27 protein-coding genes are annotated in these 26,735 nt (G+C 68.9%); 10 read left to right on the top strand and 17 right to left on the bottom strand.

Going from position 1 to position 26,735, the window contains the following annotated elements; translation table 11 throughout:
• Nucleotides 1–213: 213 nt before the first annotated feature.
• Genes ACFVDI_RS14225 through ACFVDI_RS14245 form a run of 5 tightly spaced genes read right to left on the bottom strand, consistent with a single transcriptional unit; the run spans nucleotide 214 to nucleotide 7,760 of the window.
• Nucleotides 214–711: a GNAT family N-acetyltransferase gene (locus ACFVDI_RS14225; protein WP_378905984.1), complete on the bottom strand. Its 498-nt coding sequence runs from the start codon at nucleotides 709–711 to the stop codon at nucleotides 214–216.
• Nucleotides 702–2,693, bottom strand: coding sequence for a penicillin acylase family protein (locus tag ACFVDI_RS14230; protein ID WP_378905986.1), 1,992 nt, complete (start codon nucleotides 2,691–2,693; stop codon nucleotides 702–704). The genes ACFVDI_RS14225 and ACFVDI_RS14230 overlap by 10 nt, the downstream gene beginning before the upstream one ends.
• Nucleotides 2,690–4,978, bottom strand: a complete 2,289-nt coding sequence (locus tag ACFVDI_RS14235; RefSeq protein WP_378905988.1) for a GNAT family N-acetyltransferase — start codon at nucleotides 4,976–4,978, stop codon at nucleotides 2,690–2,692. Before ACFVDI_RS14235 ends, ACFVDI_RS14230 begins: the two co-directional genes overlap by 4 nt.
• Nucleotides 4,975–6,312 carry a lysine N(6)-hydroxylase/L-ornithine N(5)-oxygenase family protein gene (locus ACFVDI_RS14240; protein WP_378905990.1) on the bottom strand — a complete coding sequence of 446 codons (1,338 nt, stop codon included), beginning with the start codon at nucleotides 6,310–6,312 and terminating at the stop codon, nucleotides 4,975–4,977. The genes ACFVDI_RS14235 and ACFVDI_RS14240 overlap by 4 nt, the downstream gene beginning before the upstream one ends.
• Complete coding sequence (locus ACFVDI_RS14245; RefSeq protein WP_378905992.1) at nucleotides 6,309–7,760, bottom strand: pyridoxal phosphate-dependent decarboxylase family protein; 1,452 nt, start codon at nucleotides 7,758–7,760, stop codon at nucleotides 6,309–6,311. Before ACFVDI_RS14245 ends, ACFVDI_RS14240 begins: the two co-directional genes overlap by 4 nt.
• 104 nt (nucleotides 7,761–7,864) lie before the next feature.
• Between ACFVDI_RS14245 and ACFVDI_RS14250 the strand changes: the two genes are divergently transcribed.
• The gene (locus ACFVDI_RS14250; protein WP_378905994.1) at nucleotides 7,865–9,121 is read left to right on the top strand and encodes an MFS transporter; all 1,257 of its coding nucleotides are present in this window, start codon (nucleotides 7,865–7,867) and stop codon (nucleotides 9,119–9,121) included.
• On the opposite strand, the gene ACFVDI_RS14255 is transcribed toward ACFVDI_RS14250, so the two are convergent.
• Nucleotides 9,122–9,436 carry a hypothetical protein gene (locus ACFVDI_RS14255; RefSeq protein WP_378905996.1) on the bottom strand — a complete coding sequence of 105 codons (315 nt, stop codon included), beginning with the start codon at nucleotides 9,434–9,436 and terminating at the stop codon, nucleotides 9,122–9,124.
• A 9-nt stretch (nucleotides 9,437–9,445) separates the two neighbouring features.
• The gene (locus ACFVDI_RS14260) at nucleotides 9,446–10,360 is read right to left on the bottom strand and encodes a type II CAAX prenyl endopeptidase Rce1 family protein (RefSeq protein WP_378905998.1); all 915 of its coding nucleotides are present in this window, start codon (nucleotides 10,358–10,360) and stop codon (nucleotides 9,446–9,448) included.
• Between the two features lie 153 nt (nucleotides 10,361–10,513).
• On the opposite strand from ACFVDI_RS14260, the gene ACFVDI_RS14265 reads away from it, so the two are divergent.
• Complete coding sequence (locus ACFVDI_RS14265) at nucleotides 10,514–11,758, top strand: sensor histidine kinase (RefSeq protein WP_378906037.1); 1,245 nt, start codon at nucleotides 10,514–10,516, stop codon at nucleotides 11,756–11,758.
• Nucleotides 11,755–12,414: a response regulator gene (locus ACFVDI_RS14270; protein ID WP_378906000.1), complete on the top strand. Its 660-nt coding sequence runs from the start codon at nucleotides 11,755–11,757 to the stop codon at nucleotides 12,412–12,414. Before ACFVDI_RS14265 ends, ACFVDI_RS14270 begins: the two co-directional genes overlap by 4 nt.
• 17 nt (nucleotides 12,415–12,431) lie before the next feature.
• On the opposite strand, the gene ACFVDI_RS14275 is transcribed toward ACFVDI_RS14270, so the two are convergent.
• The 5 genes from ACFVDI_RS14275 to ACFVDI_RS14295 all read right to left on the bottom strand — a co-directional run bounded on the left by ACFVDI_RS14275 (nucleotide 12,432) and on the right by ACFVDI_RS14295 (nucleotide 17,686).
• On the bottom strand, nucleotides 12,432–13,049 hold the full coding sequence (locus ACFVDI_RS14275) for a response regulator (RefSeq protein ID WP_378906002.1): 618 nt from the start codon (nucleotides 13,047–13,049) through the stop codon (nucleotides 12,432–12,434).
• On the bottom strand, nucleotides 13,046–14,296 hold the full coding sequence (locus ACFVDI_RS14280; RefSeq protein ID WP_378906005.1) for a sensor histidine kinase: 1,251 nt from the start codon (nucleotides 14,294–14,296) through the stop codon (nucleotides 13,046–13,048). Before ACFVDI_RS14280 ends, ACFVDI_RS14275 begins: the two co-directional genes overlap by 4 nt.
• A complete protein-coding gene (locus tag ACFVDI_RS14285; RefSeq protein WP_378906007.1) occupies nucleotides 14,293–16,365 on the bottom strand; it encodes an MMPL family transporter in 2,073 nt (690 codons plus the stop codon). Before ACFVDI_RS14285 ends, ACFVDI_RS14280 begins: the two co-directional genes overlap by 4 nt.
• Nucleotides 16,366–16,456: 91 nt before the next feature.
• Nucleotides 16,457–16,708, bottom strand: coding sequence for a hypothetical protein (locus ACFVDI_RS14290; protein ID WP_378906009.1), 252 nt, complete (start codon nucleotides 16,706–16,708; stop codon nucleotides 16,457–16,459).
• A 54-nt stretch (nucleotides 16,709–16,762) separates the two neighbouring features.
• Entirely contained in the window at nucleotides 16,763–17,686 is a 924-nt protein-coding gene (locus ACFVDI_RS14295) for a LysR family transcriptional regulator (protein WP_378906011.1), read from the bottom strand.
• Nucleotides 17,687–17,770: 84 nt separating this feature from the next.
• Here ACFVDI_RS14295 and ACFVDI_RS14300 point away from each other — a divergent pair, with 84 nt between their 5' ends.
• The 3 genes from ACFVDI_RS14300 (at nucleotide 17,771) to ACFVDI_RS14310 (ending at nucleotide 20,273) form a co-directional block, all read left to right on the top strand.
• Complete coding sequence (locus ACFVDI_RS14300; protein ID WP_378906013.1) at nucleotides 17,771–18,991, top strand: MFS transporter; 1,221 nt, start codon at nucleotides 17,771–17,773, stop codon at nucleotides 18,989–18,991.
• Nucleotides 18,992–19,088: 97 nt separating this feature from the next.
• Entirely contained in the window at nucleotides 19,089–19,541 is a 453-nt protein-coding gene (locus ACFVDI_RS14305) for a nitroreductase family deazaflavin-dependent oxidoreductase (protein ID WP_378906015.1), read from the top strand.
• Between the two features lie 387 nt (nucleotides 19,542–19,928).
• A complete protein-coding gene (locus ACFVDI_RS14310; protein ID WP_378906017.1) occupies nucleotides 19,929–20,273 on the top strand; it encodes a hypothetical protein in 345 nt (114 codons plus the stop codon).
• Between the two features lie 231 nt (nucleotides 20,274–20,504).
• Here ACFVDI_RS14310 and ACFVDI_RS14315 read toward each other — a convergent pair whose 3' ends face one another.
• The 3 genes from ACFVDI_RS14315 to ACFVDI_RS14325 all read right to left on the bottom strand — a co-directional run bounded on the left by ACFVDI_RS14315 (nucleotide 20,505) and on the right by ACFVDI_RS14325 (nucleotide 23,666).
• A complete protein-coding gene (locus ACFVDI_RS14315) occupies nucleotides 20,505–20,792 on the bottom strand; it encodes a hypothetical protein (protein ID WP_378906019.1) in 288 nt (95 codons plus the stop codon).
• Between the two features lie 104 nt (nucleotides 20,793–20,896).
• Nucleotides 20,897–21,307: a DUF6924 domain-containing protein gene (locus ACFVDI_RS14320; RefSeq protein WP_378906021.1), complete on the bottom strand. Its 411-nt coding sequence runs from the start codon at nucleotides 21,305–21,307 to the stop codon at nucleotides 20,897–20,899.
• Between the two features lie 163 nt (nucleotides 21,308–21,470).
• Nucleotides 21,471–23,666 carry a hypothetical protein gene (locus ACFVDI_RS14325; RefSeq protein WP_378906023.1) on the bottom strand — a complete coding sequence of 732 codons (2,196 nt, stop codon included), beginning with the start codon at nucleotides 23,664–23,666 and terminating at the stop codon, nucleotides 21,471–21,473.
• Nucleotides 23,667–23,893: 227 nt separating this feature from the next.
• On the opposite strand from ACFVDI_RS14325, the gene ACFVDI_RS14330 reads away from it, so the two are divergent.
• Complete coding sequence (locus ACFVDI_RS14330; RefSeq protein ID WP_378906025.1) at nucleotides 23,894–24,445, top strand: HD domain-containing protein; 552 nt, start codon at nucleotides 23,894–23,896, stop codon at nucleotides 24,443–24,445.
• Here ACFVDI_RS14330 and ACFVDI_RS14335 read toward each other — a convergent pair whose 3' ends face one another.
• Nucleotides 24,446–24,937, bottom strand: coding sequence for an NUDIX hydrolase (locus ACFVDI_RS14335; protein ID WP_378906027.1), 492 nt, complete (start codon nucleotides 24,935–24,937; stop codon nucleotides 24,446–24,448). It lies immediately after the preceding gene.
• 17 nt (nucleotides 24,938–24,954) lie between these two features.
• Nucleotides 24,955–25,689, bottom strand: coding sequence for a helix-turn-helix domain-containing protein (locus ACFVDI_RS14340; RefSeq protein WP_378906029.1), 735 nt, complete (start codon nucleotides 25,687–25,689; stop codon nucleotides 24,955–24,957).
• Nucleotides 25,690–25,812: 123 nt separating this feature from the next.
• Between ACFVDI_RS14340 and ACFVDI_RS14345 the strand changes: the two genes are divergently transcribed.
• From ACFVDI_RS14345 to ACFVDI_RS14355, 3 genes are read left to right on the top strand one after another with little or no spacing between them, the layout of a single operon-like run.
• Nucleotides 25,813–26,280 carry a plasmid replication, integration and excision activator gene (locus ACFVDI_RS14345; protein WP_378906031.1) on the top strand — a complete coding sequence of 156 codons (468 nt, stop codon included), beginning with the start codon at nucleotides 25,813–25,815 and terminating at the stop codon, nucleotides 26,278–26,280.
• Nucleotides 26,280–26,537 (top strand): hypothetical protein, encoded by a 258-nt coding sequence (locus ACFVDI_RS14350; protein WP_378906033.1) that lies wholly within the window; start codon nucleotides 26,280–26,282, stop codon nucleotides 26,535–26,537. Before ACFVDI_RS14345 ends, ACFVDI_RS14350 begins: the two co-directional genes overlap by 1 nt.
• On the top strand, nucleotides 26,534–26,725 hold the full coding sequence (locus ACFVDI_RS14355; RefSeq protein WP_378906035.1) for a hypothetical protein: 192 nt from the start codon (nucleotides 26,534–26,536) through the stop codon (nucleotides 26,723–26,725). Before ACFVDI_RS14350 ends, ACFVDI_RS14355 begins: the two co-directional genes overlap by 4 nt.
• Nucleotides 26,726–26,735 lie beyond the last annotated feature (10 nt).

Genomic DNA, 26,735 nt, shown 5'->3' on the forward strand with positions numbered 1-26,735 from the left:
AGCCGAGTTCACGCTGCGCGACGTACTCCTCGACCACATCCTCGCGGCCTGACGCCGTGACCGCACCGTGTACGCCGAGATGAAGAACTACACGTGGCGCTTCACCACCGGCGACGGCCGCGTTCTGCGACGCCCGACTGCCCGAGCAGCACGACGTCTACCGCGACAGGCTGCGGGCCACCCTCAACGAGGTCGCGCAGAAGCTGTCGTGAGTCAGGGCAGCTCGAGGAAGACGTACTGGGCGACCTTGTGCGGGAGCTGAACCACGGGACCGCGCTTGAAGCCGTAGTCGTCGAGTCGGGCGATGGAGGCTTCGTTCGTGGCGTCCGGCTCGGCGACGATTCGGCGGGCGCCGGCTTTGACGATGACCTGGTCGATGAAGAAGTCGATGACGTCTTCGGTCCGGCCCTTACGGGCCGGGGTGTCGCCCAGGAAGAGGTGCGCGCCGAGGTCGCCGGGGCGGCGGTCGTAGAAGGTGCCGAGCTCGTCGACCTCGGGGTCCCAGGTCTGGAACAGGGCGACCGGCTCGCCGCCGATCTCGACGATGTACGCCGCCAGGTGCGGTTGCTCCTGCAGCCAGGTGTAGATCTCCTCGATCTCCTCGCGCGGCTTCTCGACCATGCCCCAGAACTCGGCCCGGTCGGCGTGCAGCCAGTCGCACAGGAGGTCGATATCGGCCGAAGGCTCGAGGTCGCGGATCGTCAGGGGCATGTCTTCTCCTCGGTGAGCAGGGACCAGTCGGTGACGACGCGTACGGCGCCTCCGCCGGCCCAGGCATCGTGCTGGTCGGTGTGGTGGGGGCTGTCGGGGTCGCCGCTGACACCCAGCGGCACGACCCAGCGGCTGTTGTCGCGGTCGGCCAGGTCCCAGGCGTAGCGCGCCACCGAGCCGCGGACAGTGACGGTGGTGCCCGGGATCCAGGCGTTGCAGCGGACCGTGTCGGTGTCGCCGGGCAGCGGAGTGGCGGGCGCCGATCGCGTGTGCGGGAGCTCGAACTGCTCCAGCGCGTGCAGCGGCCAGAAGCGGTGGCTCTCCGGCCACGGCGCCGACTCACGGCCGGAGACGGCCTTCGCCGCCTCGGTGACCAGCTCGCGCAGATCAAGGCCGAACGGCTTTTCGGCGGCCAGGATGACGTGCAGCGCACCGGCGACCCGGGCGGGCAGGCTGAACCACGGCGCATAGAGCGGCCCGTGCTCCGACGGCTCCCGCAGCGGCGCGAGCGTGGGTGCCGCGCAGATCCGGTCGACGACCTCGGCGCGCAGCGCGGCGTACCAGGCAGCGCCCGGCGACCCGTCCATCGCGCCGTCCCACTCGTCCAAGGCCTGCGGCCGCAGGTCGACGGGAACCAGCGCCAACAGCGGCCCACCGGCGCTCTGGGCGGTGTCGGCGAGCACCGCCACCGCGTCCGTCGCTTCGAGCGGGCCGGCGCCGTCGAGAAGCTCGCCGATCCGGTGCGCGCGGAACGGCGGCGCGAAGCCGGTCGCGAGCACGTCGAACTCCGGCATGCACCGGTCGTTGGCGGTCACCACGGCGCCGCCGGGAGAAGCCGTACGCCGCGGGAGCGGGTCGACCCAGCCGGTCCACTCCCCCGCCTCGTCACGCGTGGGCACCCGGCCGCCGACCGTGTGGACGACGTCGCCGGCCACGTCGGCGATCACCCAGTTGTTGACCGGCTCGACCCAGTGCGCCACCGCCGCCTCCACGTCGGCGACGGAGCGGGCCCGCAGCAGCGGCAGCAGGGCTCCGAAGCCGAGGTCGCCGAGCTCGTGGCCGGGCGTACGCAGCGCCTGACCCCAGCCCTCCTCCGGATCACCGAGGACCACCGGCCCGCGCTCGGTCTCGAGGATCTCGACCGAGACCGGCTCCTGTCCGCGGACGAGAACCGTCTCCTCGCTCCGCCGCACCGCGTCACCGCCCGGGCGCAGATCGACACGGTAGAGATCCTGGTAGTCACCCATCGCGTTCGTGATCCCCCACGCAACGGACCCGGCATGCGCGAAGTGCTGCACACCGGGAACACCGGGGAAGGTCATCCCGACCACGTCGAAGGCGTCGTCGGGATCGGTGCACGCCAGCCGTACCTGGAGGTAGACGTTGGGCGCCTCGAAGACCCGGTGCGGGTCACCGGCGACCAGGGGCAGACCGGAGCGGGTGCGGCCGCCGCCGACGGCGTACGCGTTGGAACCGCCGGAGAGGCCGCCGGTCAACCCTTCGGTGCGGAACAGCTCGGCCTCGGAGCCGAGCACCCGCGCGGCCCGGGCACCGAAGAGCTTGGAGGGGAACGAACCGAAGAGGATCTGCTGCACCCAGAAGACCGCCAGCGGCGTCCACGGCTGCCAGGTTCCCGGCGCCGGACCGAACCCGTCAGGCCCGTCGAGCTCGACGCAGGACGTCTCGGCGAGGCCGGTGCGGACCCCGTCGACGTACGCCGTCAGGAACTCCTGCGTCTCCTCGTCGAGCCCGGCATAGGCAGAACGCGCGACGGCAGCGATCCGGGCGCGGCGGGCGAAGACGTCCCACTCCAGCCCGGCCGGGCCGAGCAGCTCGGCGGTGCGGCCCTCACCCCGCAGCCGCTCGATCTCGAGCTGCCAGGCGCGGTCCCGCGCGGTGGCCCAGCCCTGCAGCCGGGCCACCTCGGTCAGCGAGGCACCCCGCACGTGCGGAATGCCCCACTCGTCTCGACACAGCGTCATGCGACCGGATCGGCGATCGGGTTGGCGAGCGTGCCCGCGAAGATGAGCGACTCGGCCTGGTCGGTGATGTCGACCATCTGCAGCGTGTTGCGCAGCTGCAGCCGGTTGAGGCACGAGTGGCGGAAGCGCGGGCGCAGGAAGTCGTAGCGCGCGACCGCGTCGGCCAGCTCGGGGTGGTCGGCGGCGTGGTCGACGATGCACGCCCGGGCCTCGGCCCAGAACTCGGTCTCCGGCAGCACCCCCTCATCATCGAGGATCGCGGCGACGTAGCGCAGCACCCCGTCGAAGATGTCGGTGTGGACCGCGAGCGCCTTGACGTCATCAGGGAAGGAGCCGCGGATCCGGGAGACCTCCTCGGGCAGCGGCAGGTCACCCATCACCGCCACCTCCTCGCCGATGTCCTTCATGAACATCCGCACCGGGACGTGGTCGCGCAGCACCATCACCAGGTTCTCGCCGTGCGGCATGAACGCCAGGTCGTACGCCAGCAGGCAGTGCACCAGCGGCCGCAGGTAGGCGTCGAGGTAGCTGCGCACCCACTCCCGGGCGGGCAGCCCGGAGGCACGGACCAGCTCGGCGGCGTACGAGGCACCGGCCGCGTCGCGGTGGAGCAGCGCCGCCATCGTCGCGCACCGCTCCCCCTCGGCGAGCCGCGGCACCGGCGACTCGCGCCACAGCGCGGCGATCATCTTCCGGTAGGGCGAGGGGGTCGGCAGTTCGTGGAAGATGTCGCCGGTCCAGCCGATCGAGGCCAGCTCGCGCAGCACGCCGAAACCGCGCTCCTTCAGCTCCGCGTCACCCTCGACCAGGTCGGCGACCCAGTCGTTGATGACCGGGGTCGCCGCCATGTAGGCGGGCGAGAGGCCGCGCATGAAGCCCATGTTCTGGATCGACAGCGCGGTCTTGACGTAGTGCCGCTCGGGACGAGAGGTGTTGAAGTACGTCCGGATCGACTGCTGCGGACGGTGAACATCTTCCCCCGAGCCGACCAGCACGATCCGGCGCGCGGCGACGTCGGCCGCGAACGTGACCGCCAGCTTGTGGCGCCACTGCCACGGGTGGACAGGCAGGTAGCGGAACCCGTCCGGGTCGAGCCCGAGGCCGCGCAGCTTCGCGGCGAACCGGGCCAGCGTCGGCTTCCCGAGCTCGGCCTCGTAGAGACGCTCCTCGTCCTCGCCGCGGCCCAGGGCCAGGTGGGACTGGTCCCGCGGGACGGCGACCCACAGCAGGCTGAGGTCGTTGCTCGTCTCCGGCGCCCAGCGGGCGTGGTCGTCGATGTCGAAGCCGATCCGGCCGTTGTTGGCGACGAAGGCGGGGTGGCCCTCGCTCATCGCACCCTCGACGCTCTGGTGGTCGGCGTCGACCAGGTCGGCCGCGGTCAGCGTCTGGTGCTCGAGCTTCCAGCAGGCCGAGGCGATCGTGGCCGCCAGCTCCTCCAGGTAGGTGGGCAGCAGCTTGTCCGGGATGCCCAGGTCGGGCGCGAACTCGGCGACGAACGCCTGCGCGTCGACCACGTCCTCCACGTTCGAGTCGAACACGGTCCGCGCCTCGCCGGTGCGCCGCACGATCGAGTCCGGGTCCACGACCCAGTGGTCGAGCAGGAAGCGCCGAGCGGTGAACGAGTACGTCGAGGACGGCCCCTTCAGCTCCCAGCCGCCGTCGGTCTCGACGGGGGCGATCAGCCGCTCGTGGCTGAACTCCGCGATCGCCTTGGCGACCAGGTGCCGGTGGGCGACCTGCACGTTCTCCGGGCGCAGGTGCGAGGCTGCGTACATCTCCCGGGTGCAGACCGACAGCATCGCGGTCTTCTCCCCGATGCTGATCTCGCGCAGCTCGACGAAGCCGGCCTCGGTGTTCTTGCGGCGGATCGGCTCGTTGCGTACGTCGGGCTCGACCACCACGCGACGGACGCCGGGGTCGGCGAAGCAGTGCCGCATGACCGCCCGGAAGACCCGGGTCGTGTAGCCCGAGACGGGCTCGCCCGAGGTCGGTGCGACCAGGACGTGCATGCCCAGGTCGCCGTCGGCCAGATCGGGCAGGTGCGTGATCCCGGCGAGCTCGCTGCGGGCAGGGTCGTAGGTCTCGACCAGGAACGCCGGCACGCCGTCGACCCGGCCGAGCCAGGCGTCGTGGTGGGGGTGGCCGGCGATGCGCGCGTACTCCGCGGCGACGTCCTCCAACGTGGCGTCGAGCATCATCCAGTACGCCGAGCGCGGGTGGGTCACCCACGAGTGGACGGTGCCGAGGTGGGCCTCGATCTCGAGCGGTTCGATCGTGATCCTCATCGGTTCTCCTCCGTAGGCTGAAGCTTGAAGCGGTCGGGGACGCCGAACTCCTGGAAGGCGACCCGCTTCTCGACCGGGTAGGGCTCGCGGCCGAGGATGGCGGCGAGGATCACCGAGCTGCGGTACGCGCCCATGCCGAGGTCGGGGGCGACGAAGCCGTGGGTGTGCTCCTCACCGTTCTGCACCCAGATCTCCCTGTCGGCGGTGTCGACCGAGAAGGTCGGGCTGGCCGCGTAACGACCCTGCTCGTCCAGGCGGATCCGGTCGCGGACCGGCTCCAGGAAGTCCGGGATGCCCGCGCGGTAGCCGGTAGCCAGGACCAGCGCCTCGGTCGCCATCGCGTAGTCCTCCTCCTGCTCCACGTGGTGCAGCGCGAGGTGGTAGCCGTCCTCGGTGCGGGTCACGCCGCGCACCTCGGTGTTGGTCAGCAGCGTGGTCTCGGCGGCCTCGGTGACCGAGCGGGTGTAGAGCGCCTCGTGGATGGCGTCGATGGTGTCGCCCGAGATGCCCTTGTAGAGGCTCTGCTGCGACTTCAACAACCGGTCGCGCTTCTCGGTCGGGAGCGACTGGAAGTAGGCGGAGTACTCCGGCGAGGTCAGCTCGAGGGTGAGCTTGGTGTACTCCATCGAGAAGAACCGCGGGCTGCGGGTCAGCCAGGCCAGCTGGTAGTCGTGGTCCGGCTGGGTGTTCAGCAGGTCGAGGTAGACCTCGGCGGCCGACTGGCCGCTGCCGACCACGGTGATACTGCGCCGGGTGACGAGCTCGTCCTTGCGGGCCAGGTACTCGGAGCTGTGCAGCGCCGGACCCTCGGCCGCCACCGCCTCGGCCGCGCAGTCCGGGACGCGTGGGGTCGTCCCGGTCCCGAGCACCAGCCGCCTGGTCCGATGGATCTGGGATCGATCGCCTTGGCCGGAGGCGGTGGTGACGACGTACGTCTCGCCGTCGTGCTCCACGGAGGTGACCTGCTGCCCGAACCGGACGGAGCCGAGCTGCGAGGCGACCCACTGGCAGTACTGGTTGTACTCACGCCGGTGGGGCAGGAAGTTCTCGCGGATGTAGAACGGGTAGATCCGGCCGGTCTGCTTGAGGAAGTTGAGGAAGCTGAACCGCGAGGTCGGGTCGGCCATCGTCACCAGGTCGGCGAGGAAGGGCACCTGCAGGGTGGCCTCGTCGAGCATCATGCCCGGGTGCCAGTCGAACCGGTCGCGGCCCTCGAGGAAGAGGCAGTCGAGCTCGTCGATCGGGTCGGCGAGGGCGGCCAGTCCGAGGTTGAACGGACCGAGCCCGATGCCGATCAGGTCGTGGACGGGAGCTGATTCGTGGGGAGCATTCATCGGACGACCTCCGGGACGGGACGACCCAAGGACAGACCCAGCGCACGGACCTGCTCGATGATGTCGAGAATGTCCGAGACGGTGGCCTTGGGGTTGAGCAGGGTGAGCTTGAGGAACTGACGGCCGTCGACCTTGGTCGCGGCGATGACGCCGCGGCCGCCGCTCCACATCTCGGCGCGGATACGTCGGTTGAGGTCGCCGACCGCGTCCTCGTCCAGGTGCGGGTCGACGTAGCGGAAGACGACGGTGGAGAGCTGGGAGGGCGTGATGACCTCGATGTCGGGCTGCACGCTGAGGTTGTCGTAGACCTCGCGCGCCAGGTCGATCACGGTCTCGAGGTAGGCGCCGATCTGGTCGGCGCCCATCGTGCGCAGGGTCAGCCACAGCTTGAGTGCGTCGAAGCGGCGCGTGGTCTGCAGGGACTTGTCGACCTGGTTGGGGTTCTCCGACTCCCGCGGGTTGAGGTAGTCGGCGTACCAGGAGGCGTGCTGCAGACTCGCCTGGTCGCGGACCAGGAGGGCGCTGGAGGAGACCGGCTGGAACCAGGTCTTGTGGTAGTCGATCGTGATCGAGTTCGAGCGCTCGATGCCGTCGAGCAGGTGGCGGTACTTCAGCGAGGCGAGCAGCCCACCGCCGTACGCCGCGTCGACGTGGAACCAGACGTTGAAGTCCTGGCAGGCGTCGGCGATGGCGTGGAGCGGGTCGATCACGCCGAAGTCGGTGGTGCCGGCGGTGGCCACGACCGCAGCGGGCACGAGACCGTCGACGACGCACTCGTCCAGCGCCTCGCGCAGCGCGGCCACGTCCATCCGGTGCTCGGCGTCGGTCGGGATCGCGATCGCGGCCGCGTCGCCCATGCCGAGCAGGCGGGCGGACTTGGCGATCGAGAAGTGGCTGTCCGCGGAGGTGAGGAAGCGCAGCCGGTCCAGAGGTACGCCACGGCGCTCCGCCTCACCTCGGGCCAGGAGCAGCGCCTGCAGGTTGGACTGGCTGCCGCCTGAGGTGAAGATGCCGTCCCGGGTCGCCTCCGGGTAACCGGCGCGAGCCGCGGTCCAGTCGATGAGACGACGCTCCATGAAGGTGCCGCCCACGGACTGATCGAAGGTGTCCATCGAGGTGTTGACGGCCGCGATCAGCAGCTCCCCGACGAGGGAGGGGATGACGACCGGGCAGTTGAGGTGAGCGGCGTAGGAGGGCTCGTGGAACCAGACCGCGTCCTCGAGCCACAGTCGGCTGACCTCGGCCAGCGCCGCGGTGCTGTCGACGAGCGGGTGGTCCAGGTCGACCTCGGCGACTGGTTCTGCTGCCGCCGCGGGCGAGATCCCGGTGGTGGGGCCTTCGAGCGTCGCGAGCTGGTCGACGAGCAGTCGGATTGCTTCGGTGATGCCGCTGGTGTACTCACGAGCATTGTCGGGGTGGAACAGATGCTCCAAGTGCGGTGCGCTCACTGGTCTCCTTCGACACGGGGGGATTAGGTTAGGCGAACCTAAGTGAGGCTACCCTAATCGCATCCCCGCCAGACAGGTGGGCCAGAGAGAGGACGATCACACCCGTGCCGAACTCCCCCAGCCAGGCCACTCGCGTGCTCGTGGGCTTCGCGTTCGCCTCCCTCGGCAACGGCCTCACCCTGCCGTTCCTCTACGTCTACATGGCCCAGGTCCAGGACCTCGGGTCATCGACCGCCGGCTGGATGTTCGCCTGGATGGGTGTGGTCGGCCTGCTCGCCGCCCCCGGGGTCGGAGCACTTCTCGACCGCTTCGGGCCCCGCCCGGTCCTGCTGGCCTCGCTGGCCGTGGAGTCGATCTCCATCGGGTCGCTCGGCTTCGTCGACGGCACCGTGCCCACGATGGCGGTGCTCGCCGGCGTCGTCGTGGGTGCCTCGCCGCTGTGGCCCGGCACGACGACCATGCTGGCCGCGATGGTGCCGGCCGCCGACCGCGAGCGCGCCTACGGCTTCGCCTTCCTGGGGCTCAACGCCGGCATCGGCCTGGGTGGCCTGGTCAGCGCTTTCCTGATCGACGTCGAGCGTCCGGAGACCTTCCAGACGCTCTACCTGTGCGACGCCGTCGCCTACCTCGCCTACGCCGCGGTGCTCGCCTTCCTGGTCCGCTCCCCCGCCCGTCCCACGCAGGACGACGCGGACGACGCGAGCGCCGGCTCCTGGGGCGAGGTGCTCCGGGACCGCCGGGCGGTGGCCCTGGTCGGCTGCGGCGTGCTCGCGGTGACCTTCGGCTACGGGCAGCTCGAGGCCGGCGCGACCGCCTACGCCGTGGACGTGGCCGGTGTGCCCGCCACCGCCCTCGGCTGGGCCTTCGCCGCGAACGCCGCCGTGATCGTCTGCGGGCAGGTCGTTCTGCTGCGGCTCACGTCGGGGTGGCGGCGTACGACTGCTCTGGCGTGTGCCGTGCTGACCTGGTCGCTGGCCTGGAGCGTGCTCGCGGCGGCGGACCTGATGCCCGTCGCCGGCGCGGTGGCCGCCGTCGTGATCGGGCTGGCGATCTTCGGCCTCGGCGAGACGCTGTGGGCGCCGATCGTGACCGGCCTGGCGAACACCATCGCCCCCGACCACCTGCGCGGCCGCTACAACGCCTCGCTCGGGCTCACCCTGACCCTCGGCCAGATCCTCGGACCCGCACTGGCCGGCTCGCTCATCGGCAGCGGCCTCGGGCACCTGTGGGCGTTCGTCGTGATCGGCGGCACCCTCACCGCAGGCCTGGTGCTGACCCGGCTCCGTTTCCTGCTCACCGCGGCGGAGGACGGCGCCTCGGAGGCCGAGACCTCCGAAGCGCCGGTCGCCGAACGGATCTGATCAGCTGGTGAACGGGACCGCCTTCGCGGCGTCGGTGTGCCAGTTGGTGCCGATCGGCTGGTCGACCTCGGCGGTGCTCGGCAGCTTCAGGGACACCGGGTCCATGTCGCCCTCGCCCGCGGAGACGATGATCTCCTCGAACTGCACGCCGCCGTCCTGCGACCCGCTGTGCGGGTTGACCCCGGCGTAGGCCTTGGTGGAGCCGGTCATCGTGATCGGGTCGCCCTCGGCCTGCTCGCTCGGCATCACGTCGCCGGAGACGTTCGAGCCGGCGAGGACGAGCGGCGCGACACGGCGCCGGACAGGGAGAGCCACCTGCTGAATCTATACAGAGCGAGTCGTGTTCTTCACGTATCCCAGCCGCCCTCGCGTGGCGAGGACGATGACGGCCGCCACGATCCCGGCCGCGAGCAGCACGGCGAGCTGGAAACGGTCGGCATCGACGCCGGGGAAGAGCTCGGTGGAGGCCACCGAGGCGTAGTTGTTGACGCTGGTGTGCAGCAGCATCGCCAGCGGCAGGCTCTGCCCGGTGCGGTTGAAGACCCAGGTCATCACGATGCCGAAGGTGAAGCAGAAGGCCGTGAAGACGAGCGGGGCGTACCAGCGTACGTCCGGCCAGCCGGCCCAGTCGGTCAGGAACAGCGGCATGTGCCACAGCGCCCAGATCGGGCCGAGCACGAACGCGGACCCGAGCGGCCCGACCTTCCGCTGCAGCCGGGGCAGGGCGAAGTCGCGCCAGCCCGGCTCCTCGGCGAGACCGGTGGTGATCATCTGCAGGATGAGCCCGGGGACGTACGCCACCAGCACGATCAGCCACGCCTGCGACGGCGCCGCCATCTGCCCACCGACGGCCTGGGTCGCGACGATGATCGAGACCGGTACGCCGATCAGGATGCCGGCGTACCAGCGCCAGCTCGCCCGCCAGCGCCACATCCCCCGGACCCAGGCCCGCAGGCCGGCCCGGCCGCCGGCGATCCCGGTGACCAGCGCCGCGCTGCCGATCGGGCCGAGGTACGCACCCGGAAGCATCCCGAGGAGCTGGCCGCCGATCATGCCGCCGGGGAAGGTGAGGTCCCAGAGGCCGAGGCCGCTGTTGGAGAGGACGTAGGGCGTCCAGGCCAGCCAGCTCGCCGCGAGGGCGAGCACGAAGAACGTGGAGAGCTGGTGGCGGCGTACGAATGCTCGTAGGCCTTGGTCCGGCTCGATCTCCGGCTGAGTCACTGGCGGGGTCGTGGTCATGGTCGTTCCCTTTCTGCGTGGGTCGCTTTCCTGACCTGAACCTAGGAACGGGGCCGGTCCGGTCGCGCCGGGCAAAAGAGCGAACCTTCGCACTTGCATCGAAAGATGCTGGCGACCGCGACCGGTTGCGTAAAGGATGATGGCGTGAACGACATGACGACCCGGATGGTGCCGCGACTGCTCCCACCCGTGGTGGTCTGGCTGGCCACGACGGTGCTGCTGGTGGTCGCGCCGGGGCTCGACTCCGCCGATCCGTCTGTCGCCGGGTCCCCGGCTCTCGGCAGCGGAGGCTGGTGGGTCGCGTTCGCGGTGCTCACCGTCCAGGCGGCGGCGCTCGTGGGGCGGCGTTCGCGACCGCTGACGGTGCTGCTGGTCGTGGCCGCGGGTGCGGTGGCGCTGGCGACGAGCCGGGCGGGCGACGTCACCAGCCTCTCCTCCGCCGCCGTGGCCGTCGCGGCGTGGTCGGCGGTGACCACGACTCCGCTCCCCAACCGGATCCGTGCCCTCGTCGGGGCGTTGGCCGGTGCCGGGCTGCTGGTCGCGGCCGGGACCTGCCTGAGCCAGACGAGCATCGGTCTCGCGGCCGGCACCGCCGCCCTCGCCGGCATCGTCCAGGGCGCGGGGGTGATCGCCGCGCCGGCACTGCTCGCCGCCACCGTGCGCGCACGCCGCGACGCACGCGAGGCCCGGACCGACCTCGCCGACGCGGTCGACCGCGAGCAGTCCGCCCAGATCGCGGCGGCGATCGCGGAGGAGCGGACCGCGATGGCGCGCGAGCTCCACGACATCGCCGCCCACCACCTGACCGGGATCGCGGTGATGACCGGCGCGGTCGAGCGGCAGATCGACACCGACCCGGCGGGCGCTAAGGAGGCCGTACGCCAGGTCCGCACCCAGAGCACCGCGATGCTGCGCGAGCTGCGCGGGCTGGTCACGCTCCTGCGGAGTCCCGGGCAGGCCGAGGAGGCGAGCGGGCACGAGCGCCTCTCCCATCTGGGATCGCTCGTCGAGGACGCCCGTCGTGCCGGGCTCCCGGTGTCGCTCTCGCACCTGGGGCCCGAGACAGCGTTCGAGAAGGTCGGGCCGCTCGCCCAGCTCTCCGCCTACCGCACCGTGCAGGAGTGCCTCGCCAACGCCGCCCGGCACGCGCCGGGAGCGCCGTGCGAGGTGGTCGTCGACGCCCGGGAACCGGCCGAGGTGGTGGTGACGGTGCGCAACGGGCCGCCGCCCGAGCCCGTCTCATCGGGCTCCCCGAAACGGCGTGGCCTCGGCCTCGTCGGCATGCAGGAGCGCGCCGACCTCACCGGCTCGACCCTCGAGGCCGGACCGACCGCCGAGGGCGGCTGGCAGACCCGGCTGCTGATCCCCGCGGCCGCGACCGCGGAGGTGTCCGGATGATCCGGGTCGTGGTCGCCGACGACCAGCCGCTGGTGCGTGCCGGGCTGCGTACGCTGCTGGGGACCGAGCCCGACATCGAGGTCGTCGCGGTGGCCGAGGACGGTGCGTCCGCGGTCGAGCAGGCGCTGGTACTGCGACCCGACGTGGTCTGCATGGACATCCGGATGCCCGGCCGCGACGGGATCAGCGCCACCCGCGAGCTCTGCGGGCCCGACGTCGCCGACCCGATCCCGGTGCTCGTCCTGACCACCTTCGACATCGACGACTACGTCTTCGGTGCGCTCGAGGCCGGTGCCTCCGGCTTCCTCCTCAAGGACTCCGACCCTGACGCGATCGTCGCCGCGGTCCGCTCCGTCGCCGCCGGCCACGGCACCCTCGACACCTCGCTCACCCGTCGCGTCCTGCGCGAGGTCGTCACCCGCCGGCGTACGCAGCCCGTGACCGCCGCCCGCGGCAGCGAGCTCCTGACCACCCGCGAGCTCGACATCCTCCTCCATCTCGCCGAGGGCATGTCCAACGAGGAGATCGCCCAGGCCCTCGTCCTCGAGGTCTCGACGGTGAAGTCCCACCTGGCCCGGATGATGCCCAAGCTCGGGGTGAAGTCCCGGCTCCAGGCCGCCGTCTGGGCCTACCAGTCGGGGCTCATCGAGCACTGATCCCGCCTCACCCCAGCTCAGATCAGGCCGGTCTCCTGGGCGACATGGATGGCGCGGGAGCGGCTGTCGACGTCGAGCTTGGTGAAGATGTGCGCGAGGTGGCTCTTCACGGTGGCCTCGGTGACGAAGAGGGTGCGGGCGATCTCCCGGTTGGTGGCGCCCCGCGCCAGGTGGCGCAGCACCTCGATCTCGCGATCGGTCAGCCGTGGCAGCGGGCTCCGCATGCCCTTGAGCACGCGCGCGGCGAGGTCCGGCGCGAGCACCATGTCGCCGGCCGCGGCACGCCGGATGCCCTCGACGATGACCTCGGGGTCGACGTCCTTGAGGAGGTAGCCGGCGGCACCCGCCTCGATCGCACCGAGCACCTCGGCGTCCCGGTCGAAGGTCGTCAGGATCAGCACCGCCGGCGCCGGGTCGAGGGCCCGCAGGGCGACGGTGGTCCGGATGCCGTCGATCCCGCTGCCGAGGCGCAGGTCGCACAGCACGACATCGGGTCGGAGGTCACCGGCGAGCACGATCGCCTCCTCCCCGGTGGCCGCCTCCCCGATCACTTCCAGCGACTCGCCGGCGTCGATCACCGCGCGCAGCCCGCTGCGTACGACCGGGTGGTCGTCGACGAGGAGCACCGTGGTCATCGCGTCCCCTCGATGTGGATCGGGAGGTGCGCGGAGACCGCGGTGCCCTCGCCGGGTGTGCTCTCCACGTCGAGCCCGCCGCCGAGCTCGCGAAGACGGGCCCGCATGAACCGCAGGCCGTAGCTCGACGACCCCGCGCCGGCGTCCTGCTCCCAGGCGGCGACGTCGAAGCCGGCGCCGTCGTCGCTGATGTCCATGCGTACCGAGTCCTGGTCGTCGGTCAGCGTGACGACGACGCGGGTGGCGCCGGCGTGGAGACGTACGTTGGACAGCGCCGACTGGGCGGTGCGGAGTAGCGCGACCTCGACCTCGGTCCGCAGCAGCGGGAGCGTGTCGTCGACATGGAGCTCGGCCAGCAGCCCGGCCTCGTCGTGGGTGCGGTCGATCATGCGTCGCAGCGCCGAGGCGAGCGCGGCGTCCTCGAGCTCGGCGGGAGCCAGGGCCGCCACGATCCGGCGTACGTCGGCGAGGCTGTCACCGGCGAGCGCCTCGACCTGCGCGAACGTCCGCGACGCCTCCTCGTCCGTGGTGCGGCTGCCGCCGGCATGGGTCAGCAGCCGGATCGAGGAGAGCGCCTGGGCGATGGTGTCGTGGATGTCGCGGGAGATCCGGGTGCGCTCGGCGACCGCTCCGGAGTGCCGCTGCGCCAGCACGAGCTCGTCCTGCAGCTCGGCCATCTCCTGCTGCGCGCTCCGCAGCGAGGTCACCAGCCGCTCACGCTCGGCGGCGTCGCGCAGCAGCTGGAGGTAGCCACGCGAGATGCCGAACGCGAAGACGCCGCCGATGACGGGGCCGAAGACGTCCGCGTAGCTGCTCGTGCCGCGGCCCAGGATGGGGGCGGCGACCACGACCACGAGGATCAGCGACGAGAAGGCCAGCCCCCAGCGCAGCGGCAGCAGGTGACCGGCGAGCAGCCACAGCAGGAACGCCAGCCAGACGAACTCGGCCGAGACCGCCACCGCGGCGGTCCAGATCGCGGCGAAGCCGACCAGCCACCCCACCAGCAGCCGGCGCGAGCGTGTCCGGGACGACAGGACCGCGCCGGCGGTGTGCCAGCCGAGGATCGCGACTCCCGAGGCGACCGCGACGGGAAGCGCCACGCCGTCGCCGACGGCCCGGCTGACGCCGATCGCGGTCAGCACGACGGCGATGACGTGCTGACCGACCTCCATGGCCCGCACCGTCGACCGGGCCGATGTCGAACCCGAGGGGCCGGTCCACCCCAGCGGCATGTGCACGACGCTCATGGGACCAATACTCTCCCGCGCTCCCCCACAGACCTGCTCGGCCACCAGATTCGCTCGCCGACGAGTGCGAAGATCGCCGGGACGATCACCGTACGCACCACCAGCGTGTCGACGAGCACGCCGACCCCGACGATCAGGCCGAGCTGCCCGAGGACCACCAGCGGGAGCACGCCGAGCGCGGCGAACACCGCGGCCAGCACGATGCCCGCGCTGGTGATCACGTTGCCCGTGTGGGCGACCGCCTCGACCATGGCCGCCCGGGTGCCGACGGTCACCACCTCCGCGCGCGCCCGGTGCACGAGGAAGATCGTGTAGTCGATGCCGAGCGCGACCAGGAACAGGAACGCCAGGATCGGCACCTGGAGGTCGAGCGCACGCTGGTCGAACAGCACCCGGCTCAGCCAGCTCCCCGCCCCGATCGCGGCCGCCGCGCTGGCGAGGTTGACCAGGAGCAGCAGCACCGGGGCCACCAGCGAACGCAGCAGCACGAGAAGGACGAGGAAGCTCACCGCGAGCACCAGCGGCGCGACCAGCAGCAGGTCGCGCTCACTCCCCTGCTTCGCGTCCAGCTCGGTCGCGACCGCACCGCCGACGAGGGCGTCCGCACCCTGGACCGGGTGGACGGCGTCGCGCAGCTCGGTGATCTGGTCGAGGCTGCGCTCGGTGCCCGGCGAGAAGGCGCTGGTCACGGAGATCTTCGTGAGCGATCCGTCGTCGGTGGTCCCGGCCGGGTGAGCGCGTACGACGCCCTCGACCTCGGCCACGGCCGCCATCACCTCGTCGGCCGCCGTGCTGTCGGCGACGATGTGGATCGGCTGAGCCTCGCCCGCGGGGAAGTGGGCCGAGAGCGTCTCCAGGCCCGCGGCCGACTCGGACTGCACCCGGAACTTCTCGACCTGGTCGAGCCCGACCGAGGTGCCGAGAAGACCCGCGGCCATCACCGCTAGCAGCGCGAGGCCACCGATCAGGCTCCCCGCCGGCCGCTTCGCGACCCGGGAGGCGATCAGCCGCCACGTACGCCCCTGGGCGCGGGCACCACCAGGCCGAGGGATGAACGGCCAGAACAGCCGGCGCCCGCACACCGCCAGGAACGGCGGCAGCACGAACAGCACCGCGACCAGCGCGATCAGCAGACCGATCGCCGCCGGGATTCCCAACCCGCGAGTCATCGGGATCGTGGCGAAGACCAGGACCAGCAGGGCGAGGACGACCGTCACGTTCGAGGCGAGCACCGCGGGGACCGTCTTGCGCCAGGCACGGCTCAGCGCCGCCCGGTCGTCCTCGCTCTCCTGCAGCTCCTCCCGATAGCGGGAGATCAGCAGGAGCGCGTAGTTGGTGCCGGCGCCGAAGACGAGCACGCTGATGATGCCGGCGTCGAACTCGAGTCCCCACAACGCCCCGGCCGCGGCCGTGACCCTCGCGGCCAGCCCGTCGGCGAGCGCGACCACGATCAGCGGGACGAGCCACAGGACCGGCGACCGGTAGGTGATGATCAGCAGGATCGCGACGATCCCGATCGTCACCAGCAGCAGCGTGACATCAGCGCCCTCGAACGCGGAGGCCATGTCGGCCCCGAACGCCGGCCCGCCCGTCACCTGCACGGTGAGCCCGTCGGGAGCCTGCGCCGCGATGTCGGTACGCAGATCCTCGATCACCTCCGCCGTCCCGGCGTTGTCGGCACCGACCGTGATCGGCACGGCCAGGACCGCGGCCCTGCCGTCCGCGCTGACCTCCGGCTCGCTCGAACCAGCCGCGTCCACCACCGGAACGAGCCCCTCCAGGTCACCCGCGGAGAGCTCGCCGCCGCCGGTACGCGAGGCGACGACGAGCACCGTCTGCCGGTCCGCGTCCGGGAACCCCTTCATCAGCTCACCGACACGCGTCGCCTCCGAGCCCACCGGCGCGTCACCGCTCCCCGCCGGGGCCTCCGCCCCACCGAGGACCCCGAAGAGCACGCCCATCACGACCACCGCGAGCCCCAGCGCTGCCCACGCTCCCCGTAGTGAGGTCAACCTGTCTGCGAAGTGCGGACGGGCGACCGACCGCGTACGAACCAGAGAATCTGCCATGCCACCAACTTCATCAGCCGCGGCTTCGCCGATCATCGCGAACAAGGCTGAACCGGAGATCAGCCAAAAGGCTGATGTTCCAGCTTGTGCCTCAGGCCTGGTCGCCCTCCCAGACGAGCGGCTCACGGGTCACGAGCGGTGCGGTGAAGCCGACGCGACGGACCGGGTCGAACTCGGTCTCGGTCTCGGAGTCGTCGGTGTGGACGCGGTCCGGGCCGCCGGAGAAGCTGACCGACGCCTCCGGGAGAGCGCGATCGTGGTGGAGGACCTCGACGGTCCCGTCGAAGTAGCCCCTCGGTGCCGTTGGCTGCCACCTGCCGATGTTCCGACCCTGCCCTGCCATGCCGTCATGATGGCACTGCGGGATCAGGTGCCGCACTGATTTCTCGAGGACGGATCACGCGACCGGCGGGTGCAGGCCGATCTCGGTCAGCCGTCGTCCGCGCCGACGCAGCAGGTCCTGGAAGGCAGCCGCGAGCGTCGACGGCTTGCGGTCGAGCCAGCAGGCGCCGATGTGCCGCACCGCCTCCGGGTTGGTCAACGGCACCTCCACACAACCGGTGGCCCCGTGCGGGTCGCGGGGCGCCAGGCTGACACCGAGGCCGGCCGAGACCAGCCCTCGGAGGGTGGCGAGGTCGTCGCCCTCGAAACCGATCGTCGGCGTGATCCCGCTGGCCTGGGCGAGCTCCTCGAGCAGCGTACGCATCCCATAACCGCGCCTCATGCAGATGAACGTCTCCTCGGCGGCGTCCTCGAAGCTCACCCGGGCACGTGTCGACAAGCGGTGGCCTGGCGGCACGACCAGGACGAGCGGCTCGGTGTGCAGCCGCCGGTGGCGCAGGCCGGCGCCTTCCTCGAGCGGCGAGATCAGGGCGACCTCGGCGGTGCCGTCGGCGAGAGCCGCCAGGCACCGCGGACGCGAGGTCTGGATCAGGTCGACGGACGCACCCGGATGCTCCTGGAGGAACGCCTTGACCAACGCCGGTACGACCCGCTCGCCGAGCGTGCTCTGGAAGGCGAGGGCGATCCGTCCGCGCGCGCCGGACTCCTGAGCCTGCACCGCCTCGATGCCCGCCGTGGCCGCCGCGACCGCGGCCGCGGCATGGGGTGCGAGCGCCTCTCCGGCGCGGGTCAGCCGCAGGCCCCTCCCGTGCCGCTCGACCACGTCCACGCCCAGCTCTCTGCCGAGCCGGGCGAGCATGCGGCTCACCGTCGGCTGAGGCATCTGCAGCAGGTCGGCCGCGGCGAGCGTCTGGCCGGTCTCGGCGAGCGCAGCGAGGGCGGGGAGCATCGGCAGGACATTTCGGGCGGCGGCATCCACCTTCGACACTGTATGCGTGAACGCATTGTTATCGCATCACCAATGCATTGGACGCAGGGTTTCGAGCTGCCTAGCGTGACGAGGGTGAGCGAACCGGCCGAAGCGGGACACCGACGCGTGCTGATCGCCCTCGTCGCGATCGGGATGACGACGTTCGTGCAGCTCTACTACCCCCAGGCGCTGATCCCGGCGATCAGCCGCGGCTTCGGGGTCGATGCCTCGCAGGCCGCGCTGACGATCTCCGGGGCGACGATCGGGCTCGCCGTCGCCGCGCTCGGCTGGTCGTGGATCGCCGACAGGATCGGCCGGGCCAGGGCGATGACGATCGCCATCCTCGCCGCGGCCGCCATCGGGCTGGTGCTGCCGTTCGTGACGTCGTTCCCCGTGCTCGTCCTCCTGCGCGTCGGACAGGGCATCGCCCTGGGCGGCACCCCGGCGCTCGCCATGGCCTACCTGGACGAGCGGGTGAGTCGACGCCGCGCCCTTGCTGCGGGGGCGACGTACATCTCCGGAACGGTGCTCGGGGGCGTGACCGGACGGCTCATCGCGGCGCCGGTCGCCGACGTGAGCGACTGGCGCGTGGCGGCCCTGGTGGCCGGTGTCGTCAGCGCGCTCGGTGCCGCCGTGGCGGTCACCGCCTTGCCGCGCGAGCGCTCCCGCCCGGCCACGGCACGGTCACGCCTCACCGGTGTCTGGCCGGGCATGGTCGCCAACCTCACCAACCCCGCCCAGCTGGCGCTCTACGCGCAGGGATTCCTCCTCATGGGCGCCCAGGTGGCGGTCTTCAACTACCTCGGCTACCGGCTCGAGCTGGAGCCGTTCGACCTGCCTCCGTCGCTGACCGCGGTGATCTTCCTCGCCGGGCTCTCCGGGGCGGTGTCGGCCCGGCTGGCGGCCACGCTCGCCGGCCGCTTCGGCCGCCGACGCGTACTCCTGGCCTCGTCCCTGACCATGGTCACCGGCGCCGCCCTGACGATCCCCGACCGGCTGACCTCGGTCCTGACCGGGCTGCTGCTGTTCGCCACGGCCTACTTCGCCGCGCACTCGATCGCTTCGGGCTGGGTGGGACCGATGGCGACCGGCGGCGTGGCCCAGGCCACCTCGCTCTACACACTCTTCTACTACGCCGGATCCAGCCTCTTCGGCTGGCTCGGCGGCCTCGCCTTCGCCGCCGGCTGGACCGGCACCGCGAGCATGGTCATCGCGATCGTCCTGATCGCCTTCGCCGCCGCCCGCACGCTCCCGCCCCGCTCCTCCGGCGTCAGCGCGCAGACACCACCGAAGACGTACGCAGCTTCGCGCTGACCCGGCGAGTCGGCTGTCGCCGTATCGTGGACCAGCGCGGTCGGCCTGTCATCCGCCCAGGCACCACCGTCGGACCACGAACCCGAGGAGAACGCCGATGGCCAGGATCTATCACGTCAACGCCGTCACACGCCTGGTCGACCGCGTATTCGCGGCGATGACCCGGCTGGGGCTGGGCAAGTCGTACCGGCACATCCTCACTGTCCCCGGCCGCCGCACAGGCACACCCCACTCCACGCCCGTCGATGTCATGGCCCGCGACGGCGAGCGCTGGCTGGTCGCCGCCTACGGTGTCACCAACTGGGTGCGCAACGTCCGCGCCGCCGGCCGGGTCACACTCAGCCGGGGCGGCCGCTCAGAAACGGTGCACGTCAGCGAGCTGGACCCGTCGGCCAGCGTTCCCGTGCTTCGCCAGTATCTGCGCGAGGTACCGGTGACCCGGCCTTACTTCGCCGTGACCGCGGACTCCCCCGACGAGGACATCATCGCCGACGCACTCCGCCATCCGGTCTTTCGCCTCACCGTCGCCGACATCGCCGCGGAGGACTGATCCTGTGGTGGACGCAAAGGGACTCGAACCCCTGACATCCTCCTTGTAAGTCAGGTGCCGGAAGCGGCGCCCTACTCCCCCACCCTTACGCCCACTGACTTTTCGTCATGGTTGTTCATGGCTCTTCGGGACCGTTTCGAGAGCGCCGGGGACACCACGGGGGCATCGCTGGGAGTCCGTATCGCGGGGGCGGAGCGTAACCCCGGTTGGCACCTGGCCCCATTGGCGGGGGTCTGGGGGCTTGCCCCCACGCGACCCAACCGCACGGTGCCTCGAGGTGTCGCGGGGAGTGTCCCCGCCGGCAGCAACCCCTCCCCCTCCCTCGTCATCAGCCAACAACCCGAAATTGAGACCAGCTCAAGGTCGCCCTCCTCTACCGTTGCGTGCATGAGTCGCGTGAAGAACCCACAGGAGAAGAAGCGGCTGAGCCTCGAGCGCGACCGACGCCCGAACTACGGCAACAACGACAAGGCTGCTCGCAAGGCGATTCCGCGTCGAAAGGCTGAGGTGAACCGCGCGAACCGTCGTGCTGACTCTGTCGCCCTGTCGGATGCGATCGGTGCTCCGGATGCAGAGGTCGAGGCCGGAGTCGAGGATGCGGTCTTGGGTCGTCGACGGAAGGTCTGGCGGAAGTTCCCGGATCTGCGGCTGAGGACGAAGGTCGCGGAGAAGCTGGGCGATGAGGAGTACGTCGATCCGGAGTTCGGTCAGCGAGGTCCACGCGGGCGGTGATCGTCGACATGGAGAGCGAGCGCTTGGTCTACGGACTGAGCGCCCTTCTTCATTTGCGCGGCACGTAGGGGGACCGGCCGCCGGGCCGCACGCCCCCGGAGGCCGCGCCCGCGGCCGAGGCCGCCTTGAGTCAGTAGAGAAAGTTCTCACGGCCCAGTCGGCTTTGCTGTTGTGCTCCGTCGACGGTTCCACAACATATGTCCGTTACCTGATCTGCGGCACCGTGTGTGCCTACGTGCGAAAGACCAAGTCGAGCGCGCATTGGTCCTCATGGAAGTAGTCGACTGCGTAGCCGTGGCGGCGAAGCCGGCTGGCAATGCGGCTGCCTTGCAGCAGCCAGGCTTTCGCTTCAGGCTCGTCCTTGAACCCTGAAGTACTCGGGTCAGCCTTGTCGAGCGTGGCCGTGTAAGCGTCAGCCCACCCGTCTAGGGAACTTGCGACGTCAGCGGGAATGTCAATCGTCCACGGATCGATATTGTCACGTCCCTCCCAGAGGGCATGGCACTCGTAGTCAGCCATCAGGCGGAATCGGCGCACAACACAAGTATGCAGCGATGAGCGCTCTCGCATCGATGGTGCTCCTCGGGCGTCGTCGGCCGAATGACCAAGACTGACCGAGTCCGCTACCTGAACCCGCGGAAGACACCATCGGGGCTGACAGCTCGGGAGAACTCTTCCCAGTCCATGTTCGCGATGTTGAGGTTGTTGTCGACGCCCCACAGCTCAGCGGCGACACAGCGAAACGGCGGACGGCCATCGGCCAGGTCGACCACCAAGATCGGATACTCCGCGCCCAATGCCTCCTGGTCGACCACGAACATCACAGCCGGCCTGTCCGACGACTCCGGCAGAGCATGTACCAGCTCTTCCCAGGACACGCCCTGGTTCGATGGGTCATCGACGGGGTGCAGGTAAGCGCAGAACCCGTCCTCGTTAGTTGCTGTAGCCGCGGCCTTCGCCCGCCGCCAGGCGCCGTCGTTCGAGAACTCGACACGGACCAGGAGCGACTCACGGACAGACGGCAAGGTGACCATGTCACCGATTAAACCCGAGCACGGTGCGACTGCGGCCTAGGACCGAACACAGCGGGCCACGGTCCGCTGACCCTCAATCTCCTAGGCGGACTGTCAACCACGTCCTGACACAGATCCGTCAGGAACCTTCCGCTTCACGACACTGCGTCAACTCACGTGAGCCTCACTCTGTGAGCTCGACGTGGTACCGGCGAGCGAAGTCGGACTTAAGGCGGTCTGCGCACTCAGCCATCACTGCGAGCCGCCGCCCTTCCTCCAGGGTTTCGGCCCGCTTGACCTCCTTCATGATCCGATGGAACGTGCCCTCATCCATCCTTCGTGAGAGCTGAACGCCCAGGACGGAGGGGAATACGTTCGCGAAGGTTCGACGAACCTCCGTAGCCTTCGGAGCGAACGTAAGGAAGTTCAGTAGGAAATCTGGTCGCATCATGTAGCGCGCGCCGTGGTGCTCGTCCTCTAGAAACCGCGAGTGCCGCAAGATTCGAGTCTCGTTTGTGAGCCACCATGTGCGAAACCCGAACTGGTTTGCTTGCGAAGTCTCGCGTTGAGCCTTGCGATGACCGTAGACCGAGCACGCGAGCAGGGCATCATTCATCGCCAACTCCTCCTTGTCCTTCGTCTCCAGAAGGTTCGACGTAAGCTCCGCCACCTGGCCGGGATCACTAAGGTTCTCGAGCGCCTCGCGCGTTCTATATTCCATCGAGAATGTCGCCTGTAGGTATCGACGAATCTGATCTTCGGCTTCGGGCCGGAAGAGAGACGAGTGATTGCAAAACTGCTCAACAAAGCCTGGCCACGTCGCAGGTCCGTCAACACCCACCCGATTATAGAGATAAGCGCGGACAAGAATTTTTGGGACCTCGCGGATTAGATCAGCATCAAGGCGGTGCTCCACACCTTCGATGTGATTTCTGAACTCCAAGTCGGAAGATCTCAGGTTCCAAACGACCTCTTCGAGAACTGGCTGGGTCAGTACCAACGTCGCTCCGCCGGCAGAGGCCATCAACAGAACGTTACGAACTAACTGGTCCTTAGGATCTAGATAGCGCTCACTAAGCGCTCGCACCAGGATGTCGCTTCCCACGTAGAGATAGAAGTCCGCCGCCATCTTTTCGAAGTAGCTGACAAGGCGTGGCTCATTCCTAAGTGTGAACAGCAATGTGTATGTACGCGCCAGTCGCCCAAGATACTTCCTTTCGTCGTCGGAACCGCGATAGAGGCACTCTCGTGCGATCGTGAGACAAGTCCGCGCCAGTTGAATCGATCCTTCGCCCGAAACTCCCCTATCCTCGATTGCCCGGCGGACCGCGTCACCGATCTTGACGTACTCCGAATCAGACTCGGTGGAAACGAAGTGGGCAAACTCAAGGCCCTCCTCCTCGAACGCAAGTTGGAATGCTCGCAGCGTCGTCTCAGCTGCAATCGTCCCTGCCTCATCGGAGACCAACTGGTCGGGCATCTCTCGAGCTCGATCTTCGAAGCGCCGCAGCACACGAAGCCTCAGGGCCTCATCTTCTTTGTTCTCGTCGGCAATTCGTTCACGCGTGCGGAGCGGGAGAACGTACCGGTCGCGATCTCGGTGCCAGTTGACTTGGCGGCCACCCGGATAGGACTTTTTCGACAGAGCGTGAAGCCTAGCCTCGATTCTTCCTTCGATCAGAGTTCGCGCAGACGGAACGTGCTCATTGATCCGATCGAGGACATCTTCCGCCGACATAAATATTTCGGCGTCTGGATCAGTACCTTCTAGCGCCCAGATCGCCAAACTGTCAGTCACAGAGTTAATGAGCGATATATCGCCGTCGAGCTTGTCGATCTCTTGGCGAAGAAATACGTATACCGCTGGACTAGTGACATGCTTCGAGTCGCCAATAACCTTCGCAGATCCAACCGAGCGCAAGAAGTCCGTTTCCGGAGCAAGATACTTGTCATATGCCGAAACTGTGCTTGCATGATCGTTTATGTGCGACCGAATGTATGCGCCGTCACGAATTCTGATCACGACGTCGAGGTCCTCGCCAAGCTTGTCCTCGAGCACATCGATCGCCGGAACGACTCTAGACGTAAAGTAGGTCATGAGTTTGGGCTCACGCCCAAATTCCCGCAACCGTTCCACGGTCGCCTTTATCTTTGCTCGCGTATCAGCCTGAACGCTGGATTGGTAGAAGTGCCCAGCACGACCTCGACGCTCGTTAACGATGTCACCGCCGAACGCATCTGCGCCACCGTCATGAAGGCCCCCGAGAGGGGAGTACTCCACGCCGAGCAGCGCCGGGAAGAATGCATTGGCAAACTTTTCGAACTGTGTGCCCGAGATACGTGAGAGCGCAATATCGACGAGATCCGGGTCGATTGACATTAGCGGCTTGTCCAATCGGATTGGGTTGCAGCAACTGTGCCAAATATTGGCTGGCCAGATTTCTGCGTACGCTAGCCGCTACTCCCGGATTGTTCCGATAAACGCCGCAACGACAGTCGCATATCATCCAAATTGGCTATAAGTGGGCCTCGATCGCAGATTCGTGCCCCGCCGGCCTTGCGGACGTTGTTGCCCAGGTACCTTAGATAGGCGATAGCGTGTGTCGGGTGTCTGACGCATTGAGTACTGCACGTGACGAGGCCCGCCGGTTGATTGAACCTTTGGGTCTGCGGTGGCGCCATCTGGCCGCGGTTGGGCGGAAGGCAGAGGACGTTGGGCGGCGTCTCGGCCTGGATGTCGACCTGCTGGCCCCTGCTTGCTGGCTTCACGACGTTGGGTACGCGCCCGATTTGGTGGACACCGGCATGCATGCGATCGACGGTGCGCGGTACCTGCGCCACACCGGATGGGATGAACGGATTGTGTCGATGGTGGCGCATCACTCCTGCGCGATCCTGGAAGCCGATGAGCGAGCGCTGGTCGATGAACTGGCGGAGTTCGAGCGGCCTCCGGCGGAGTACGAGGATGCGGTGTGCTTCTGCGACATGACAACGGGTCCGTCAGGCGCGACGGTAAGCGCGCGCGAACGCCTCGAAGAGATCGAGGTTCGTTACGGGCCGGAGGACCTCGTTACGCGGTTCATCCGGCGGGCTCGGCCGGAGATCCTTGCCGCAGTGGCGCGGGTAGAGGAGCGGATCCGGCTCGCCGAGTCGGCGTGATCAGCTGGCGGCTGTGATCTGGTCGATGTGCGGCCACCGCTCGTTGAGCGCCCAGTCGATACGAACGCGCTGGCTGCGGTCCATCTGGAGGCTTGGAACCTTCTCAGGGTCGACCCACTCGACACTGAGGCTCTCCTTGCTCGGCGTCGGTTCGCCGGCGAGGTAGCGGCCGGCATAGATGACGGTGAACTCCTGGCGGACCTCACCGTCTGAGGTGTACTCGATCCGATGGAGCGGGTCGGTCCAGATGCCAACTAGGTCCGTGATCGCGACAGAGATTCCAGTCTCCTCAAGCGTCTCCCGAGCTGCGCACGCGGTGAGGGATTCGCCGGGGTCCATCGCTCCGCCAGGCATTGACCAGTTGCCGTTGTCGTCGCGGCGGATAAGCAGGACTCGCCCGTCCTCGTCGCGCACGAACGCTCCGGCGCTCGGTTTGATGCTGTTAACCTCCGGCGCAGCGGGGTCGTCGTACCAATCGATCCTTCGGCCCATGCCCAACAGGCTACGACTCAGGCGGGCGTGGCGTCCTTCCAGACCCGGTCGAAGGCGGCGGCGTAGTAGTTGAAGAGATGCGCATCGGCCGCTCGCTGGTAGTGGAAGACGGGCGAGTCTTTCGCCGGCGCACCGTGGGTGTGCGTGTTCGCCAGGACCTCGTCGTCGAAGCGGTAGAGCGATACGTACAGCGGGGCGCTCTGCTGTCGTACCTCCACGCCGGGCAGGTTCTTGACCTCAGCGAGGTACTCAAGGGTGGATCGCGCCCGCTCGGGAAGCGCCGGCAGGCCCTCGTTGAGGCCTCGCAGGCGGACGGCTTCGCTCTCCGGGTCACCCAGCGCGATACGGACCTGTCCGCCGGCCTCTGAGATTCGCTCGATCTCGGCGGCGAGTCCGTAGACCTCGACGAGGAATCCGCCGGAGTAGGCGAGCACGTCTAGGCGCTTCGAAGTGCGCGTCAGCAGGGAGCGCCACACATCGCCCGGGACGCTCTCTCGACTCGGCCAGAGCTGCACCAGCTCGGACTGGGCGGATGACGCAGCTCGAGAGTCCAAGAGCAGTTGAGGCCACAGGTGGGTCTCCTCGTAGCCGAGGGCCTCCGCGACGCGTGCACGGGTTCCTGGGTGCGGGACGCGTCCCTGACTGATCCAGCGCTCAACGCTCTTCGGGTCGACGCCTACGGCGCCGGCCAGAGATGCGGCCGTCATGCCTTTGTTCGTGAGTGCCGAGCGGATGCGCTGGTTCGCTGCCATGTCTCCATTCTGGGGCAAATGTCCCCAAATGTCCACGGTTTGGGGTGAAGACGTCCCCCGGTTTCACGGGTCAATGGATACAAGCCGGAAAAGGTCCGGCCAACCGACACAGGAGAACTAGCAATGGCGATGAAGCAGCGTTTCGCAGTCCAGCACGGTGACGTGTTCCCGCAGGGAGCGTTCCTCAAGGGCGAGGTCGAGCCGGTCCTCGACTTCGACGCCGGCAAGCGCGCCGATGGGTCGATGCCCCAGCAGCTCGAGAAGGAGACGGGGCTGCCGGTCTGGCAGGTCGTGGTTCTCGATGCCGACGACGCAGTCGGGAAGAAGGACACCGCGATCACGGTCAAGTTCCTGGCCAAGCACCAGCCGGTGCCGCCGGCCAACGACACCCCGTTCCCCTGGACCCCGGTCGAGTTCGTCGGCCTGACGGCACTTCCGTACGTGGAGTACACGGGCGGGAAGAACCGTGAGGGTCAGGACCGGACCCGGATCACCTGGTCGTACCGGGCTGAGTCGATGGTGAAGCCGGGCGAGAACGCCGCGCGTAAGCCTGCTGCCGGTGCTGCTGCCGCTAGCTCGAAGGCAGCGTGATGAGCGCAGATCAGTGGACGGCAGACACGTTGGTTGGCTGGATCACAAAGTCGTTGACAGATGGTGCCGGCCAGCCGGTCTCTCTGGCCGAGGCCGTCGGCGGCATCGGGTACCTCGAGGGCGTCCACCAGACCTGCCTGCTACTCAACGCGTCGCAGACCTGGGACGAGGTCGCTCGTCGCCTGGTCGAGGCCGGGGTGCTGGAGATGGGGCAGCGCCGTTTCACCAGCGGCCTGGCCGAGGTCACGGCGTCATGAGCGTCTACCTGGTGTGGATCGGTGACGGATCGGGGCCGGCGCACTACTCGGCTGCGATCACTGCCGACACCACCTTGTGCGGCCTGCCGAACTACGGCCGCGCCTGGTCGTGGGATCACCCCGATCTCTCGACCCCCGTGTGCCCGGTCTGCCGCACCAAGGCGGCAGTTCAGACAACACCCCAATGACTCCCGCCTG

The sequence above is a fragment of the Nocardioides sp. NPDC057767 genome, from assembly GCF_042798275.1.
In the GTDB taxonomy this organism is placed as follows: domain Bacteria; phylum Actinomycetota; class Actinomycetes; order Propionibacteriales; family Nocardioidaceae; genus Nocardioides.

Bases quoted from the DNA above. Each gene is read 5' to 3' on its own strand.
- ACFVDI_RS14225 (WP_378905984.1), bottom strand. From the start codon at position 711: ATGCCCCTGACGATCCGCGACCTCGAGCCTTCGGCCGATATCGACCTC.
- ACFVDI_RS14230 (WP_378905986.1), bottom strand. From the start codon at position 2,693: ATGACGCTGTGTCGAGACGAGTGGGGCATTCCGCACGTGCGGGGTGCC.
- ACFVDI_RS14235 (WP_378905988.1), bottom strand. From the start codon at position 4,978: ATGAGGATCACGATCGAACCGCTCGAGATCGAGGCCCACCTCGGCACC.
- ACFVDI_RS14240 (WP_378905990.1), bottom strand. From the start codon at position 6,312: ATGAATGCTCCCCACGAATCAGCTCCCGTCCACGACCTGATCGGCATC.
- ACFVDI_RS14260 (WP_378905998.1), bottom strand. From the start codon at position 10,360: ATGACCACGACCCCGCCAGTGACTCAGCCGGAGATCGAGCCGGACCAA.
- ACFVDI_RS14265 (WP_378906037.1), top strand. From the start codon at position 10,514: ATGACGACCCGGATGGTGCCGCGACTGCTCCCACCCGTGGTGGTCTGG.
- ACFVDI_RS14270 (WP_378906000.1), top strand. From the start codon at position 11,755: ATGATCCGGGTCGTGGTCGCCGACGACCAGCCGCTGGTGCGTGCCGGG.
- ACFVDI_RS14275 (WP_378906002.1), bottom strand. From the start codon at position 13,049: ATGACCACGGTGCTCCTCGTCGACGACCACCCGGTCGTACGCAGCGGG.
- ACFVDI_RS14280 (WP_378906005.1), bottom strand. From the start codon at position 14,296: ATGAGCGTCGTGCACATGCCGCTGGGGTGGACCGGCCCCTCGGGTTCG.
- ACFVDI_RS14285 (WP_378906007.1), bottom strand. From the start codon at position 16,365: ATGGCAGATTCTCTGGTTCGTACGCGGTCGGTCGCCCGTCCGCACTTC.
- ACFVDI_RS14290 (WP_378906009.1), bottom strand. From the start codon at position 16,708: ATGGCAGGGCAGGGTCGGAACATCGGCAGGTGGCAGCCAACGGCACCG.
- ACFVDI_RS14305 (WP_378906015.1), top strand. From the start codon at position 19,089: ATGGCCAGGATCTATCACGTCAACGCCGTCACACGCCTGGTCGACCGC.
- ACFVDI_RS14310 (WP_378906017.1), top strand. From the start codon at position 19,929: ATGAGTCGCGTGAAGAACCCACAGGAGAAGAAGCGGCTGAGCCTCGAG.
- ACFVDI_RS14315 (WP_378906019.1), bottom strand. From the start codon at position 20,792: ATGGCTGACTACGAGTGCCATGCCCTCTGGGAGGGACGTGACAATATC.
- ACFVDI_RS14320 (WP_378906021.1), bottom strand. From the start codon at position 21,307: ATGGTCACCTTGCCGTCTGTCCGTGAGTCGCTCCTGGTCCGTGTCGAG.
- ACFVDI_RS14325 (WP_378906023.1), bottom strand. From the start codon at position 23,666: ATGTCAATCGACCCGGATCTCGTCGATATTGCGCTCTCACGTATCTCG.
- ACFVDI_RS14335 (WP_378906027.1), bottom strand. From the start codon at position 24,937: ATGGGCCGAAGGATCGATTGGTACGACGACCCCGCTGCGCCGGAGGTT.
- ACFVDI_RS14340 (WP_378906029.1), bottom strand. From the start codon at position 25,689: ATGGCAGCGAACCAGCGCATCCGCTCGGCACTCACGAACAAAGGCATG.
- ACFVDI_RS14345 (WP_378906031.1), top strand. From the start codon at position 25,813: ATGGCGATGAAGCAGCGTTTCGCAGTCCAGCACGGTGACGTGTTCCCG.
- ACFVDI_RS14350 (WP_378906033.1), top strand. From the start codon at position 26,280: ATGAGCGCAGATCAGTGGACGGCAGACACGTTGGTTGGCTGGATCACA.
- ACFVDI_RS14355 (WP_378906035.1), top strand. From the start codon at position 26,534: ATGAGCGTCTACCTGGTGTGGATCGGTGACGGATCGGGGCCGGCGCAC.